Source organism: Mesorhizobium sp. 131-3-5 (assembly GCF_016756575.1).
Lineage (GTDB): Bacteria > Pseudomonadota > Alphaproteobacteria > Rhizobiales > Rhizobiaceae > Mesorhizobium > Mesorhizobium jarvisii.
In genome coordinates, this window is sequence record NZ_AP023254.1 from 977,760 (window position 1) to 993,226 (window position 15,467).

The 15,467-nt window shown below is 63.9% G+C and carries 16 protein-coding genes and 1 pseudogene; 6 read left to right on the forward strand and 11 right to left on the reverse strand.

Translation table 11 applies throughout. The features are described 5' to 3' along the window. Positions 1–105 precede the first annotated feature (105 nt). From JG747_RS04670 to JG747_RS04685, 4 genes are all read left to right on the forward strand, one after another. A complete protein-coding gene (locus tag JG747_RS04670; RefSeq protein ID WP_202361265.1) occupies positions 106–1,011 on the forward strand; it encodes a bestrophin family protein in 906 nt (301 codons plus the stop codon). Between the two features lie 132 nt (positions 1,012–1,143). After that, positions 1,144–1,554 carry a DoxX family protein gene (locus JG747_RS04675; RefSeq protein WP_202361266.1) on the forward strand — a complete coding sequence of 137 codons (411 nt, stop codon included), beginning with the start codon at positions 1,144–1,146 and terminating at the stop codon, positions 1,552–1,554. Between the two features lie 29 nt (positions 1,555–1,583). Continuing rightward, a complete protein-coding gene (locus tag JG747_RS04680) occupies positions 1,584–2,111 on the forward strand; it encodes an SRPBCC family protein (RefSeq protein ID WP_202361267.1) in 528 nt (175 codons plus the stop codon). Positions 2,112–2,250: 139 nt separating this feature from the next. Beyond that, positions 2,251–2,514 carry a YMGG-like glycine zipper-containing protein gene (locus JG747_RS04685; RefSeq protein ID WP_019862099.1) on the forward strand — a complete coding sequence of 88 codons (264 nt, stop codon included), beginning with the start codon at positions 2,251–2,253 and terminating at the stop codon, positions 2,512–2,514. A 66-nt stretch (positions 2,515–2,580) separates the two neighbouring features. Here the strand turns inward: JG747_RS04685 and JG747_RS04690 are convergent. The 7 genes and pseudogenes from JG747_RS04690 to JG747_RS04720 form a co-directional block, all read right to left on the reverse strand. Further along, a pseudogene (locus JG747_RS04690) lies at positions 2,581–3,425 on the reverse strand (acyl-CoA thioester hydrolase/BAAT C-terminal domain-containing protein). Between the two features lie 75 nt (positions 3,426–3,500). After that, positions 3,501–3,899, reverse strand: a complete 399-nt coding sequence (locus JG747_RS04695; protein WP_038650664.1) for a hypothetical protein — start codon at positions 3,897–3,899, stop codon at positions 3,501–3,503. 143 nt (positions 3,900–4,042) lie between these two features. Continuing rightward, the gene (gene rpsP / locus JG747_RS04700) at positions 4,043–4,444 is read right to left on the reverse strand and encodes a 30S ribosomal protein S16 (protein ID WP_019862097.1); all 402 of its coding nucleotides are present in this window, start codon (positions 4,442–4,444) and stop codon (positions 4,043–4,045) included. 57 nt (positions 4,445–4,501) lie between these two features. Beyond that, the gene (locus JG747_RS04705; RefSeq protein WP_019862096.1) at positions 4,502–4,828 is read right to left on the reverse strand and encodes a chorismate mutase; all 327 of its coding nucleotides are present in this window, start codon (positions 4,826–4,828) and stop codon (positions 4,502–4,504) included. 8 nt (positions 4,829–4,836) lie between these two features. Then, entirely contained in the window at positions 4,837–6,420 is a 1,584-nt protein-coding gene (gene ffh / locus JG747_RS04710; protein ID WP_019862095.1) for a signal recognition particle protein, read from the reverse strand. Positions 6,421–6,857: 437 nt separating this feature from the next. Beyond that, the gene (locus JG747_RS04715) at positions 6,858–7,463 is read right to left on the reverse strand and encodes a DUF1236 domain-containing protein (RefSeq protein ID WP_202361268.1); all 606 of its coding nucleotides are present in this window, start codon (positions 7,461–7,463) and stop codon (positions 6,858–6,860) included. A gap of 63 nt (positions 7,464–7,526) precedes the next feature. Then, a complete protein-coding gene (locus JG747_RS04720; RefSeq protein WP_038650655.1) occupies positions 7,527–8,624 on the reverse strand; it encodes a zinc-binding metallopeptidase family protein in 1,098 nt (365 codons plus the stop codon). A gap of 379 nt (positions 8,625–9,003) precedes the next feature. On the opposite strand from JG747_RS04720, the gene JG747_RS04725 reads away from it, so the two are divergent. Next, positions 9,004–9,801, forward strand: a complete 798-nt coding sequence (locus JG747_RS04725) for a lytic murein transglycosylase (protein WP_027047549.1) — start codon at positions 9,004–9,006, stop codon at positions 9,799–9,801. 262 nt (positions 9,802–10,063) lie between these two features. Here JG747_RS04725 and JG747_RS04730 read toward each other — a convergent pair whose 3' ends face one another. The 4 genes from JG747_RS04730 to JG747_RS04745 all read right to left on the reverse strand — a co-directional run bounded on the left by JG747_RS04730 (position 10,064) and on the right by JG747_RS04745 (position 12,967). After that, positions 10,064–10,606, reverse strand: a complete 543-nt coding sequence (locus JG747_RS04730) for a hypothetical protein (RefSeq protein ID WP_202361269.1) — start codon at positions 10,604–10,606, stop codon at positions 10,064–10,066. Between the two features lie 7 nt (positions 10,607–10,613). After that, entirely contained in the window at positions 10,614–11,072 is a 459-nt protein-coding gene (locus JG747_RS04735) for a hypothetical protein (RefSeq protein ID WP_202361270.1), read from the reverse strand. A gap of 61 nt (positions 11,073–11,133) precedes the next feature. Further along, positions 11,134–11,571 (reverse strand): hypothetical protein, encoded by a 438-nt coding sequence (locus JG747_RS04740; protein ID WP_244748419.1) that lies wholly within the window; start codon positions 11,569–11,571, stop codon positions 11,134–11,136. Between the two features lie 172 nt (positions 11,572–11,743). After that, entirely contained in the window at positions 11,744–12,967 is a 1,224-nt protein-coding gene (locus tag JG747_RS04745) for an argininosuccinate synthase (protein WP_202361272.1), read from the reverse strand. A 349-nt stretch (positions 12,968–13,316) separates the two neighbouring features. Here JG747_RS04745 and JG747_RS04750 point away from each other — a divergent pair, with 349 nt between their 5' ends. Next, positions 13,317–15,410, forward strand: a complete 2,094-nt coding sequence (locus JG747_RS04750) for a putative bifunctional diguanylate cyclase/phosphodiesterase (protein WP_244748335.1) — start codon at positions 13,317–13,319, stop codon at positions 15,408–15,410. The last annotated feature ends 57 nt before the right edge of the window (positions 15,411–15,467 follow it).

Genomic DNA, 15,467 nt, shown 5'->3' on the forward strand with positions numbered 1-15,467 from the left:
TCCGCGCGCACGACATGGCGATGTCGCTGGCGGCCGGGCTTGCGGATCAGTCGCATCGCACAATAGAGCAGCTGAGGGCCGATGCCGGTCCGTGAAAGGCCGTCCATGATCGTTCGCCCGCGCCCCAACTTCCTGCAGCTGTTCTTCATCATGCGCGGCTCCGTGGTGCCGCGCATCCTGCCGCAGATCTTTGGGTTCGCCGTCTATTCGGCGGTCATCCTGGCCCTGGCGCGATGGTTCGAGCTCGATCTCGGCGTCTTCAACATCACGCCGTTCGGGCTGGTGGGCGTGACGTTGTCCATCTATCTGTCGTTCCGCAACAACGCCGCCTATGACCGCTGGTGGGAAGCGCGCAAGCTGTGGGGCACGCTGGTCTTCGAGATCCGCAATCTGGCGCGCGCCACGACCAGCCTCATTCCCGATCCGGCCGAACAGCGCGCCTTGCTGATGGAGGCGCTGGCCTTCTGCCATTTCCTGCGCGGCCAGTTGCGCAAGATCGACAGCATCAAGGACGCCCGCGCCTTCATCGACGCCGAGGCGGAGAGGGTCGCAGCCTTTGCCAATCCGGCCGACGAGATGGTCCGGCGCATGGGGCGGCGCGCCAATGCGCAGCGCCGGGCGGGCGACGTCGATCCGATCGGCTTTCGCATTCTCGATGAGAGGCTGGCGTCGATCACGGCCATCCAGGCCGGCTGCGAGCGGATCGCCGGCACGCCCTTGCCTTTCGCCTATACACTGCTCGTGCACCGCACGGCCTATATCGTCTGCCTGCTTCTGCCCATCGGGCTGATCTCGACCACCGGCTGGGCGACGCCGCTGTTCACGGCGCTGATCGCCTACACCTTCTTCGGCCTCGATGCGCTTTCGGAGGAGCTCGAAGACCCGTTCGGCACCGAAGCCAACGACCTCGCGCTCGACGGCCTGTGCCGCGTTTGCGAGATCTCGGTCTTCGAGGCGCTGGGGGAGGCACCGCCGAAGATGCTGCCAGCCGAGAAGTTTTATTTTTCGTAGAATCTGGACCGGCCTGCCTGACGGCCAAAGGACGGATCGAAAAAACCCAGCCCCCTGTAGGATTGCCGCCTCGTGCCGCGTCCTTGGTTCGACCCCGGCGAAAGGGGTTCGAACCATCAGGAGGGAACACCGATGAGCATTTCCGAAACCGCGCCTGTCTCGTCCGGCGCCTTGTGGACCGGCCGTGTGCTCAGCGGCATCATCATCCTGTTCATGATCTTCGACGGCGCCATCAAGCTGCCGCCGCTCGATGTCGTCACCCAGACGATGGTGCCGCTCGGCTGGCCGGCCGACGCCAACGTCGCGCGCCTGCTCGGCGTCATCGGCCTCATCGCGACCGCGCTCTACGCGCTGCCGCGCACCTCGGTGCTCGGCGCCATCCTGCTCACCGCCTATATGGGCGGCGCCATCGCCGCCAATGCCCGGATCGGCAATCCGCTGTTCTCGCACACGCTGTTCGGCGTCTACCTCGGTGTCATCCTGTGGGGCGGCCTCTATCTGCGCGACCCCAAGGTGCGCGCACTGATCCCGTTCAGCCGATAGTTTTTCAGGTATTTTTCAGGGAGAGAAAAATGTTCAGCACCATCCTCATCATCCTGGTCGTCATCATCGCCGCGGTCCTCATCTATGCCGCGACACGGCCGAACGATTTCGTCGTCACCCGCACGGCCAGCATCAAGGTGCCGCCAGAGGCGATCTTCCCTCTGATCAACGATTTCAGCCGCTGGCCGACATGGTCGCCCTACGAGAAGCTCGACCCGAACATGAAGCGCACGCTCTCCGGCGCGCCAAGCGGCAAGGGCGCCGTCTATGCCTGGGAAGGCAATGGCAAGGCCGGCAAGGGACGCATGGAGATCGTCAATTCGGTGCCGTCGTCGCAGGTCGCGCTCAAGCTCGATTTCGAGAAGCCGTTCCGCGCCAACAACAGCGTCGACTTCACCTTGACGCCATCGGGCGAAACCACCGCCGTCTCCTGGGCGATGCGGGGCAGCCGGCCCTTCATCGCCAAGTTGATGGGCCTGTTCATGAATTTCGACACGCTGATCGGCCGGGATTTCGAGGTCGGCCTCGCCAATCTGAAGCGCAACGCCGAGGCATGATGCGAACGGGCACGGCCGTTCGCGGGAAGTCGCCCGGGCGAGCGGCACCACGATCTTCATTCTCTCTTGGATCAAATTAGCCGTCTGCGAGTTAAGCACTTGGCGGAGCGATGGCGATCCCCCTGTGAGAGGAACTAAAATGAAGAAAATCATGACCATTCTGGTACTGACGATGGCGTTGGGCGCGTGCTCGCAGACGGAAAAAGGCGCTGCAATAGGCGGCCTTGGTGGTGCCGCGGTCGGCGCGGCCGTGGCCGGTGATCCGGTCCAGGGCGCCGTCGTCGGAGGCGCGGTTGGCGCCGTGGCGGGTGCCTTGATTGGCCACGCCAGCGAAAGTGGCCAGTGCCGCTACCGCGACCGTCATGGTCGTGTCTATGTCGACCGCTGCCCAAGTGGCTATTGAGCAGCGACCAGCACTGAAGACAGCAAAACGGCGGGCACTGGCCTGCCGTTTTCGTCTGAAACCGCCCTACAACAAGTCCCTGATGAATTCCCAGGCTTCTTGACCGAGACGCGCATCGGCTTGGTCATTGCCGCCATGGGCGTGCAATGCGGACCGTGGGGTGGTTTCACCCGGCAAGAGAATGCGGTGGCCGGCTCCAGGCTCGAAATGAGGCGCGTGGTCTTTCCGGCATCTTCCCGACGCCGAACAATCGACCGGGCAAAGTCGAGGGATGGCCACAGCGCGTCGTCGCCGCCCGCGACGAGCACAAGCCTCGCCGAGATAGTCTCGACGCGAATTGCGGCCTTGTCGGCCTCCTGCTCGAAGCTTGCCAGGCAATGCTCGAACAGCCCCCTGTAGGACACAAGGCCATCGACGTGGCTCGTGCGCCAGTTCGGCTCGGTCGGAACGAACGGGAGCGGGACCCCCTTCAGCGTCCATGACGATCGCTCGGGCCAACTGATGCCGTCGTCGCCCGGCCCGATATTGCCCCAGACCACCGATGTCGGGCTGATCGCGGCCACGGCATCGATGCGTGGGTCGTGAACCGCCGCGAGCAAGGCCGCCTCGGCGCCCTTGGACGTGCCGACATAGACGATGCGCCGGCAGCCCAGTCCGACAACATGGTCGGTCGCGGCGAAAAAAATCTCGAGCGGGATTTCGCAGATGCCGGGAATCTGACCTTCGCCGCCGAACCACCGGAGCGCCAGGGCGGACGCGCCCTCGCCGGCAAACAGCCGTGCGCGGGCGACGTCGACACGGCCGCTCGATCCGCCCAGCACCACGACGCCCGTTTTGGCGTCGGCGTATCGCAGCAGCGTTCCGGCAACGCCGCCGGACAGGATTTCTTCGGTGACTGCCGGTTCGTCCATCCGACCCGTCCGCGCCTCAGCGAGGCGTGGTCGGCCGGGACCTATTCGCACAGAACCGCGCTACGGCCAGCCAAATCATCGAATGCTGAAGGGTGCCGAGTCCGCAACCGTACCGTCGATAGACAGATCAACACGATAGGTGCCAACTGGCCACCCCGCCGTCGGCTTGCTGAGTTGCGAATCCGCCTCGGTGTTCTCTCCGACATTGAGGTCAACCTTGTCGATCGTGTAGTTGGCCGGCGCAACGCCATGAGAATCGATCGAAATCCAGGAGAATGTGATCGTCGACGTGGCCGGGATGTCCACCAGGTCAGCCGATAAATAGACGACCGGTGTGTCCGCCGGGAACTCGCTCTGGGCCTCGCCTCCCTTCGTCGCTGAAACGACGATGTTGTCGAAACCGGCCGCTTGGGCTGGCATGTCAAGGGTTAGCGCCGCCAGGGCCGCGATGGCCAGAACCAGAACTGATTTCAAGACTCACACCTCTCTGAAGCCGGAAGAAAATCAACGTCGCGGTGCTTCGTCAAGTGGGACGCAGCGGTGCCGGGGCGAGATAAGACCAAACAGCAAAACGGCGGGCACAGGCCCGCCGTTTTGTCGATGCGATGAAGCGATATTTATTCGGCGGTGGCGGCTTCCGCCTCGGCCGGTGCCGCGGACGCGGCCGCGACAGCAGCGGCAGCGTCTTCCTGCGCCTTCTTCAAAAGGGCAGCGCGTTCCTGCGCCTTCTTGCCCGGCTCGGCCTTCTTCGGGTTGGAGCGGGCGTCGCGCTTGGCAAGGCCGGCCTCGTCGAGGAAGCGCAGCACGCGGTCGGTCGGCTGGGCGCCGTGCGACAGCCAATGCTTGACGCGGTCGGCGTCGACCTTGACGCGCTCGCCGTCCTTCGGCAGCAGCGGGTTCCACGAGCCGAGCGACTCGATGAACCGGCCGTCGCGCGGCGAACGGGCGTCGGCGACGACGACGTGGTAGTAAGGACGCTTCTTCGAGCCCGCACGGGCCAGTCTGATCTTCAGTGCCATTTCTTATCTCCTAAAAGCTCTGATTTCGTTGATATGGTTTCGGCTAAATCTTTGGTTTCAGCCGGTTTTCGTCACGCCGTTGGCAGCGGCGATCTGTTCGTGGTGGCGGATCACTTCGCGGACGACGAAGTTGAGGAATTTCTCCGCGAAATCGGGGTCGAGATGCGCGTCCTTGGCCAGCTGGCGCAGACGGGCGATCTGCTGTTGCTCGCGCGCCGGGTCGGCCGGGGGCAGGCCATGCTCGGCCTTCAGCACGCCGACCGCCTTGGTGCAGCGGAAGCGCTCGGCCAGCATGTGGATGAGGGCGGCGTCGATGTTGTCGATCGAAGCGCGGTAGCCTGCCAGGATGGTGCGGGCGTCGGCCATGTCCTTTTCTTCGTTCATCCGTATTCTCACTTCTTCTTGCCAAGGCCCGGCAGTCCGCCTCCGCCGAGGCCGGGAAGCCCCGGAAGTTTCATGCCGCCGGGCAGGCCAGGCAGCCCGCCGCCGGGGGCGGGCAGGCCCTTCATGCCGCCGAGACCGGCGGCCTGCGCCTGCTTCTGCAAGGCTTCGAGCTGCTTTGGGTCCATCTTCGACAAATCGGGCATGCCGCCCATGCCGCCGGGCATCATGCCGCCGAGACCCATCTTGGAGGCAAGGCCGCCCATCATGCCGCGCATCAGGCCGCCGCCTTTGCCCTTGCCGCCCATCGCCTTCATCATGTCGGCCATGCCGCGATGCATCTTCAACAGCTTGTTGATCTCGGCGGCGTCGGTGCCGGAGCCGGCGGCGATGCGCTTCTTGCGCGAGTGTTTCAGAATATCGGGATTGGCGCGCTCTGCCTTGGTCATCGAGGAGATGATGGCGAGCTGGCGGCCGAACATCTTGTCGTCGAGGCCGGCGGCGGCCATCTGGTCCTTCATCTTGCCCATGCCGGGCATCATGCCCATGATGCCGCCCATGCCACCCATTTTCGACATCTGCTGAAGCTGCTGGGCGAGATCGTTCAGGTCGAACTTGCCCGACTGCATCTTCTTGGCCATCGCCGCCGCCTGCTCGGCGTCGATGTTCTCGGCGGCCTTCTCGACCAGCGAGACGATATCGCCCATGCCGAGGATGCGGTCGGCGATGCGCTTGGGGTGGAATTCCTCCAGCCCATCCATCTTTTCGCCGGTGCCGATCAGCTTGATCGGCTTGCCGGTGACGGCGCGCATGGAAAGGGCGGCACCGCCGCGGCCATCGCCGTCCATGCGGGTCAGCACCAGGCCGGTGATGCCGACGCGCTCGTCGAAGCTTTTGGCCAGGTTGACGGCGTCCTGGCCGGTCAGCGAATCCGCGACCAGCAGGATCTCGTGCGGGCTCGACACCTTCTTGATGTCGGCCATCTCGACCATCAGCGGCTCGTCGATATGGGTGCGGCCGGCGGTGTCGAGGATGACGACGTCATGGCCGCCGAGCTTGGCCGCCTGCACGGCGCGCTTGGCGATGTCGACCGGGTTCTGGCCAGCAATGATCGGCAGCGTCGCGACCTTGGTCTGCTCGCCGAGCTGGCGCAACTGCTCCTGCGCGGCGGGCCGCCGCGTGTCGAGCGAGGCCATCAGAACCTTCTTGTTCTGGCGCTCGGTCAGCCGCTTGGCGATCTTGGCCGACGTGGTCGTCTTGCCGGAGCCCTGCAGGCCGACCATCATGATAACGACCGGGGCCGGCGCATTGAGGTCGATGGCGACGCCCTCGGCGCCCAGCATATCGACCAGCTCGTCATGGACGATCTTGACGACCATCTGTCCGGGCTTGATCGACTTCAGCACCGCGGCGCCGACGGCCTTCTCGCGCACCTTGTCGGTGAAGGACCGCACCACTTCGAGCGCCACGTCGGCCTCGAGCAGCGCACGGCGCACCTCGCGCAGCGCCGCCGAGACATCAGCCTCGGAAAGCGCGCCGCGGCCGGTGAGGCCGTTCAGGATGGAGCCAAGACGCTCCTGCAGCGATTCAAACATCTTGCGTCCTTCGATCTCGGTTCATTCGACCCGAGAGGTAATGCGTTCGCGCCAACTGTCCAAGCAAAAGCAAAGCCCAAAACCAAAAAGCACCCGGGGGCGCATTGCGCTGCCGGGTGTTGGCCTCCAGGATCTATTTACAGCACGGCCTCATAGAGGCTTCGGCGTCCTGGTCGGCTTGCTCGGAGGGATACTCGTCGCGGAATTCGAGGCGTGTAGACAGGAAATCGGCCGAAGAGTCAAGACAAGGGCCGGGCGGCGACAGTCTCCAAGTCCTGACCGGGCCATGATCGTGGCATCAGGAAGCTCGACGCCGCCCCTCATCTGCCTGCCGGCATCTTCTCCCCGTATAGTGACGGGGAGAAGGACGCCTTCGCAAAGGGTGGCGCTTCCCAAGACAGGCAATCTGTTGCCGCCTTGGCGAGCGCCGGTTTCTGTCAACGAACCACGTACATGATGCGCCGTGTCTGCGGGTCGATCAGCGCTGGCTGACCGTTCACATAGACATAGCGGTAGTTGTAGTCGGGAATTTCGCGCAGCTCGACCGTGTCGGGCAGGGTCGCGCCGGTCACAACCTCACCGTCGAGATAGACGGGGTCGAGGCGATGCGTATCGACATAGGTGCGGACCTCGGCCGGAGGCGGGGGAAAGGCGTCCTCGGCAGGCTGGCCGGCGACGATGGCACCGGTATAGTCGGTCGAATAATTGCCGATGTCTTCCGGCGGCGAGACGATCGCGACGCTGGAGCCGTGCGGACGCTGCGTCAGGATCACCCGGCTGCCGCTGAAATCGGCCGTCACATAGTCGGAATAGACCCAGCCCTGGCCGCCGGCTTCGGCGATGGTGCACCATTTGCTGTTTTCGATGCAGCCATTGAGCGTCGCCGACTGGCCGGACGCGAGAACGCCGATGACCGGATATTGCGGACCGGGGCCGGCGCGCACGTTGAGATCGGTGACGGCCGAGACGGCGGTGTCGGCAAAGGCAGCTCCCGACATCACGGTCATCATCCCGACGATTGCGGGCAACAAGACGGATTTCATGGTCTCACTCCGTTTTCATGGTTCCTCGGCGGTGAAAACGGGGCAGCGGCGCATGCGTTCCGGCTAAAACGCCCGCGCCAACTCACGATTTGTTCCCGCGTCTTTCGGCAGGCCGGTCAAAAGCTCGTGAACAAAGGCCAGTTTTCGCGCCGTCACGTCCGAAATGACGAAGGGATAGAGGTCGGGCAGACCCATGCAGCGGTTGATCGAATTGGAGGCTTCCGACAGCACCAGCCAGCGGGCAAGGATCTTTTTGAAGGGCTCGGGCGCGTTGGCAGGTTCCGAAGGGGCCGCCTGCAGTTCGCCGCCGGTGTCGCCGCGCGGCAGATCATTGGCCTCCACCGTCTCCAGCCGGCCGAGCGGGAAGTTCAGCGCGTGGACCATCTCCAGCGTGTCGGTGATGTGCAGATGGTGGGCCCAGGTCTCGGCCCAGTCCTCCCAGGGATGCGAGGTGGCGTAAGCCGAGATGTGGTTTTGCTGCCAGTCGGGCGCGGCACCATTGGCGTAGTAGGCTTTCAGCGCCTGTTCGTAATCGGCGCGATCGTCGCCGAACAAAGCGCGGAAAGCGTCCAGCCTTTGCGCATCGTCGCGGATCAGGCGGTCCCAGTAATAATGGCCGAGTTCATGGCGGAAATGGCCGAGCAGCGTCCGGTAATTCTCACCCATCTCGACGCGGCGCTTCTCGCGCTCGGCTGAATCGGCCTCAGCGACGTTGAGCGTGATCAGGCCATTGTCATGGCCGGTCAGGATGCGTTCGCCGCCGGGTCCGCCGCCGATCGGATCGGCGAGAAAGTCGAAGGCGAGGCCCACCTCGTCGGCGGGCGCCTGTTTTGGCGCCACCGGCAGGTCGAAAGCGAGCAGCGAATAGATGGCGCGCTTCTTCGCCGCCTCGACCCGGATCCAGCGGCGGCGGTTGCCGTCGACGGAGAGATCGGGGATCAGCTGGTTCAGCGCGCAGGCGCGGCAAAACCCCTGTCCCGGTTCGGCCATCCAGTTGCAGGCGCATTCATCGGCATTGGTGCACTGGAAGATGCCGTCGGCGCCCGACAAGGCGAAGCGGGCGTGCTCGGGATCGTAGAGCACGAGGCTCGAACAGTTCAGGCACTGCGCGTTCTCGAAGTAGAGACGATGGCCGCAATGCGGGCAGTCGAACAGTTTCATGTCGGCCTCAAAACCTCAGAGCCCAGCGGGCGGCAGGTGCCCAACGCCGAGCGCCGGCCGCCGTTCCGCATGTGTCGACGCTATTTCGCCGCATGCGGCCCATCGCCTGCAGGGTGCCAGCCGCGGCAAGCCCCGCCGCGCCGCCGATGATCACGCCGCCTATGTCGAAAGGCACACCGACATGCCGGGCGCTGGTCCAGGCGCGGCCGCCGACGTGATATCAACGTCTTCCATGGCTATTTCGACCCCGCCACAATAATCACTTGATCGTAGGCAAATTCCCCGGCATTCGCCAGCATCGTGCGGCGGACGGTGACAAATGCTCGTTTCGCTGGCAAATTCGCAGATGGGACGTGAATCAGGCAACCAGGAGAACAATATGGCATTTCTTGCCAAGGGTAGGATTTTAGCGGCCGCGGTGGTGGCCGTACTCGGGCTGGCGACGGGCGCACAGGCGGCGGCCAGCTGTGGCAGCAACGGTGCGGGTTTCGATGCCTGGAAGCCGGGGTTCGCCGCAGAGGCCAAGTCCGAAGGGGTCGGCGCCAAGGGTCTGGCCGCGTTGGCCGGCGCCACTTACGCGACAAAGACAATTTCTGTCGACCGGGGCATTCACAAGGCGTTCAGCGGCTCGGTGGATGCCTTCATGAAGCGCCGTGGCGGCGCGGCGATTATTTCCAAGGGCCGTTCGCTGAAAAAGGCGAACGCGGCGCTGTTCAGCCAGATCGAAAGCAATTACGGCGTGTCGCCCGGCGTGCTGCTGGCCATCTGGGGCATGGAGACCGGCTTCGGTTCATCCATGGGCAACCAGAACACGGTCTCGGCCATTTTGACGCTTGCCTATGATTGCCGCCGTCCGGAATTCTTTCACCCGCATGCCATTGCGGCGCTCAAGCTGGTCGATCGCGGCGCCCTGAGCGCCTCGTCGGTCGGCGCCGCGCACGGCGAGATCGGCCATACGCAGTTCCTGCCCGGCAATGTCCTGAAATATGGCGTGGGCAGCGGCAATTTGCGCGACAAGGCCACCGCACTGGCTTCCACCGCCAACTTCCTGAAAGCCCATGGCTGGCGGCGGGGCGCGAGCGCGGCGGACAATATCGGCGCCATTGCCGGCTGGAATGACGCCAACGTCTACCAGCAGGCCATCGTGCGCATCGCCACGGCGATCGACGGCGACTGATTGAAGTCCCTATCCGACAAGAGCCCGGCCATGCGCCGGGCTTTTTTGTTGCGTGGACGATCACGGAGATCCGGGAATGGCCGAAGCATCCAACTTCGTCATCCTCGGGTCTGCGCTGCGTCGCTGCGCTCCTTGCTCCGCCCGTGGATAACGAAGCGATGGCGTTCCCGGCAGCGGGGTCGTCGCCGATGCGCCGGTCAAATCCCTGAGCCGGGGGCGTATTTCACTTGGCTCAATCGAACTCCGTGCAACGCCGGATTTTCTATTCCACATCAAGCACGTCGGAGCAGCCGGCCAGTGTCTTGCCGGGATGGGAAGTGACGGTCGAAACGTTGAGCGTGATGCGCGTGGAAAGGCTGACGCCGCCGGTGTTGTCTGTGCTTTCGGCAACGACCTTCTCGCCAAGGAACTTGTCCGGCGACGAGACCATTGCCGGGACGTCGAGCTGCCGAGCGAGATCCGCTGCTGCAATGCCGTCAAGCACAGCCATCGGCCCTGATGCGGTAAACACGATTGTCGCCGTCTCGCGCCCGAAGACACGGGTCGGGGCGGGCAGTCGATACTGCCGCAGGAAGGCATTGCCTGACGGCACCTCTTTCCAGCCGAGCGTGCTCGCCGCGCCGGGGTCACCGGCCAGCCAAAGGGCGTAGCCAGTATAAGCGGACACGTCGGCGCGGCATTCGATCAGCGCGGCGAGGTCGAGAGACGCGGGGTCATAGTCGTCGGCTTTGGCAACAGCCAAACTCGCCAGGACAGCCAAGGCCAGCAGGAAACCGGTTCCAGGCGTGGCAAGGCGCGTGATCACATCACTCTCAATGGTTCGCGTAACCGCTCAGCGGGCATTTCTGGGAGATGGGGACCTGGAAAGTGCCGTCAATACCGTTGCAGTTGCGGAAGTAGCGGTTCTGCCGGGCCGGGGTAGCCGCCTTTCGCTTGCCCTCGATGACCGTCGGGACGCCGGAACCCTGCGCGTAACCGCTCAGCGGGCATGGCTGCGAAACGGGAATCTGGAAGGGGCCGTCGAAACTTTTGCAGATACGGAAATTGGGGTTTCGCCGCGCCGGAGCCGCCGCCTTTGGCTTGCCCTCGATGACCGTCGGGACTCCGGAACCCTGCGCATAACCGCTCAGTGGGCATTGCTGGGAGGCGGGAATCTGAAACGGACCATCAAAACTTTTGCAGGTACGGAACTTGGATGTCTGCGCCGCCTGCGTTGATTGGCATCCGGCAAAGACGGCGACCACTGCAAGCAGAAAAATTCCGTTTTTCACTGTAAAACCTCCCCTAGCCCCGTAAGAAAAAGTAAGATCCGAGCGCCTGAGCGCATCACTTTCAATAATGCGCCCAGCCGCTCAGCGGGCATTTCTGGGAAATGGGAACCTGAAAGGCGCCGTCGACACCGCTGCAGTTGCGGAAGTTGGATGACCGCGGCGCTTGGGATCGCGTGGGCGCAGCCGGCTTTGGCTTGCCCTTGAGGACCATCCAGATTTCGGTCGGCTGGTCGAGTTGCAGGCGGTTTATGTCGGAATAGCTGATCCGGCCGCTGTGGATACCATTGTAAAGACGCTGGCAGAACAAAGCCGGCAAGCGCTCGAGCGACACACCCATGAACGAAGCCATATCGTGTTTGGCGGTGGTGTTCCATGAATGGACGACGTCGATGCACCCGGCCGCACCCGCCTTCGGGTCGCGCTTGGCGCTTGCCTGCGAGGGCTGGCATACTGCCAAGACGACGACCGCGCCAAGCAGAAGAGGAATGCTTTTTTTCACGGTCAAAACCCCCAAAACCCGTAAATGAACTTAGATGAAGCTGTCAAAAGGTCAAACAAGAACCGACTGCAGGTGGCTTCATTTTCGTTATATTAGCGGTACAAAATAAAAACCCGGCGTCTCCGCCGGGTTTCTTGGACATGATTGATAGCGCCAGGCCGTTGTTTGGGTATCAGCGCTTGCGGTTGCGTGCGGCAAGCGTGCGCAGCCTGAGCGCATTGAGGCGGATGAAGCCGGCGGCGTCCTTCTGGTCGTAGGCGCCGCGATCGTCCTCGAAGGTGACCAGCGCGTCGGAATAGAGCGTCTTCTTCGACTTGCGGCCGGTGACCATGACATTGCCCTTGTAGAGCTTCAGCCGCACCGTGCCTTCGACGTCTTCCTGGCTCTTGTCGATCATCGCCTGCAGCATCAGGCGCTCGGGCGAGAACCAGAAGCCGTTGTAGATGAGCTCGGCGTAGCGCGGCATGAACTCGTCCTTGAGGTGCGCGGCGCCACGGTCGAGCGTCATCGATTCGATGGCGCGGTGGGCCACGATCAGGATGGCGCCGCCGGGCGTCTCGTAAACGCCGCGCGACTTCATGCCGACGAAGCGGTTCTCGACCAGGTCGAGCCGGCCGATGCCATTGTCGCGGCCAAGATCGTTGAGGGCGGCCAGCATGGTCGCCGGCGACAGCTTCTTGTCGTTGAGCGCTACGGGATCGCCCTTCAGGAATTCGATCTCGATCTCGGTGACCTTGTCCGGCGCGTCCATCGGCGAGACGGTGCGCTGGTGGACGAATTCCGGCGGCTCGCTCCAGGGATCTTCCAGCACCTTGCCCTCGGAAGAGGAGTGCAGCAGGTTGGCGTCGACCGAGAAAGGCGCCTCGCCCCTTTTGTCCTTGGCCACCGGGATCTGGTGCTGCTCGGCGAAGTTGATCAGGTCGGTGCGCGACTTGAACGACCAGTCGCGCCACGGCGCGATGACCTTGATGTCGGGGTTCAGTGCGTAGGCCGACAGCTCGAAGCGAACCTGGTCATTGCCCTTGCCGGTGGCGCCATGCGCGATCGCATCGGCGCCGGTCTCCCTGGCGATCTCGACAAGGTGCTTAGAGATCAGCGGCCGCGCGATCGAGGTGCCGAGCAGATAGGTGCCTTCATAGACGGTGTTGGCGCGGAACATCGGGAAGACGAAGTCGGCGACGAATTCCTCGCGCACATCGACGATGCGAATGTCCTTGATGCCCATCATCTCGGCCTTCTTGCGTGCCGGCTCCAGCTCGCCGCCCTGGCCGAGATCGGCGGTGAAGGTGACGACCTCGGCGCCGAGTTCGGTCTGCAGCCATTTCAGGATGATGGATGTGTCGAGGCCGCCGGAATAGGCGAGCACGACTTTCTTGACGTCTTTGGTCTTGGACATTTCTGCTCCGTCGGTGGCGGACGCCTGGGCAAGGGCGTCACGCATTGTCGGAGCGCCTTTTAGCAGGAACGGCAAAGCGAGCAAGCAGGCGCGGCGCCAGACTGCTGATCCAGCGCGCGGCGAGGGCATAGAACGGCATCAGGCTTTTCGCTGGCGCGGTCCCCGGTTTGCGATAAAGCGCCTGGGAAAACAACCTGCTACAATCATGGGCTGCATTTATGCCTGGGATTTAAGCAAGTTTTCACGTCCTGCCGCTAAACCAGCGACACAGAATTGCCCTGGCCACGCAAGGGTGGCGAAGCGGCTTTTGCCTGCTCATTGCGGGTGTCTCGGGCTTGGACCATTCCTGATGCGCGTCATATCATGCATCGTCACGGAGCATAATCTGTGGCTCGTCCTGCTGGCGGCGCTGATGTGCGTCACCGGCTGCTGGGTGACGATCGGCCTCCTGGACCGCGCCAGGAAAACCGTCGGCGTGCAGATGCGGGGATGGCTTTTCCTGACCGCGGTCGCGGCCGGTTCCTCGGTCTGGTGCACGCATTTCATCGCCATGCTGGCCTATCAGCCCGGCGCGCCGATCACCTTCGATCCGGCGCTCACCATGATCTCCCTGGTCATCGCCATGGTCGGAACCGGGGCGGGCTTCGGTCTTGCGCTCGGCAAAGGCCGCGGCCTGGCGCCGGAATGGGGCGGGTGTGCCGTCGGCCTGGCGATCTCGGCCATGCACTATACCGGCATGATGGCCTATCACGTGGCCGGCATCGTCGAATGGGACGCCTTCTACGTCATCGCTTCCGTGCTGATCGCGATGGCATTCTCCTCCGTGGCGGTCGGCCATGCGATGCGCCGGCCGTACCGCTGGTCGCACTATGTCGGCATCGGCCTTCTGGTGCTGGCGATCATCGGCCTGCATTTCACGGCGATGGCGGCGGTGGCGGTGACGCCGCTTTCCTTCATCACCACGGGCACCAATCCCGACATCCTGGAAGCGATGGCCGTCGCGGTCGCCGTGGTCGGTCTGATCGTCGCCGCCACCGGCTTCGCCAGCTATCTGATCGACGAACGCGGTCGGCTCGAAAGCTTCGAGCGGCTGCAGCATCTTGCCCTCAACGATGCGCTCACCGGCCTTGCCAACCGGGTCTCCTTCAACGACCGCCTCGACCATGAGATCGAGCGGGCGCGCGAGGATCAAGGCACGATGACCGCCGTCATCGTCATCGACCTCGACCGGTTCAAGGAAATCAACGACCTCCGGGGACACGCCGCCGGCGACCAGGCGCTCAAGATCATTGCCCGCAGGCTGGCAAAGCTGGCCGGCGACGGCGAGTTCGTCGCCCGGCTGGGCGGCGACGAATTTGCCGCCATCAAGCGCTTCAAGGACCAGAACGACCTGCTCGGCCTGGTGTCGCGGCTGGAGAAGTCACTGTTCGAGCCGTTGCGGATCGACGATTTCGAGAGCGTCACCGGCGCCAGCATCGGCGTTGCCGTCTATCCGCGCGACGGGGCCGACCGGGAGAGGCTGGTCAGCAATGCGGATCTGGCCATGTACCGGGCCAAGAACGACGTGACGCGGGCCGTCTGCTTCTACGAATCGGCGATGGACGAGACGGCGCGGGCGCGCCGGGCGCTGGCCACCGATCTTCGCCAGGCAATCGACCGGGGCGAGCTCTCGCTGCACTATCAGGTGCAGACTTCGGTGCAAACCGGCGCCACGTGCGGCTACGAGGCGTTGCTGCGCTGGACCCATCCCGTGCACGGCATGGTCCCGCCCGCCGAATTCATTCCGATCGCCGAGGAGAACGGTTCCATCCTGTCGATCGGCGAATGGGTGCTGCGCACCGCTTGCCGCCAGGCAGCCTCCTGGGACAATGGCCACAAGATCGCGGTCAATCTGTCGCCGGTGCAGTTCGCCCATGCCAATCTCGCCACGCTCGTCCACCAGATCCTGGTCGAGACCGGCCTGTCGCCGAAGCGTCTCGAGCTCGAGCTGACCGAATCGACGATCGTCGCCGACAAGGTGCGCACGCTGCACGTGCTGCGCCAGATCAAGGCGCTGGGCGTGACGATCGCGATCGACGATTTCGGCACCGGCTATTCCTCGCTCGACACGCTGCGCTCGTTCCCGTTCGACAAGATCAAGCTCGACCGCTCCTTCATGGCCGATGTCGAGCGCAGCCCGCAGGCAAAGGCGATCATCCGCGCCGTGCTGACGCTGGGACGCAGCCTCGACATTCCCGTGCTTGCCGAAGGCGTCGAGACCCATGTCCAGCTCACCATCCTGCAGGTCGAGGGCTGCAACGAGGCGCAGGGCTATTTCCTCGGCCGCCCAAAGCCGATCGATCAGATCGTGCTCATCGGCGGGCCTGATGGCCAGGACGGCCCGCCCGCCTTCGAGGCGCCTGCCAGGATGCGGGCTGCCGCCGGCTGGCGCTCGCCGCCATAGGCTTGAAACTGCAGTTACCGAAGCGATTGCCATGCTGGATCAACGCTTTATCTGGCG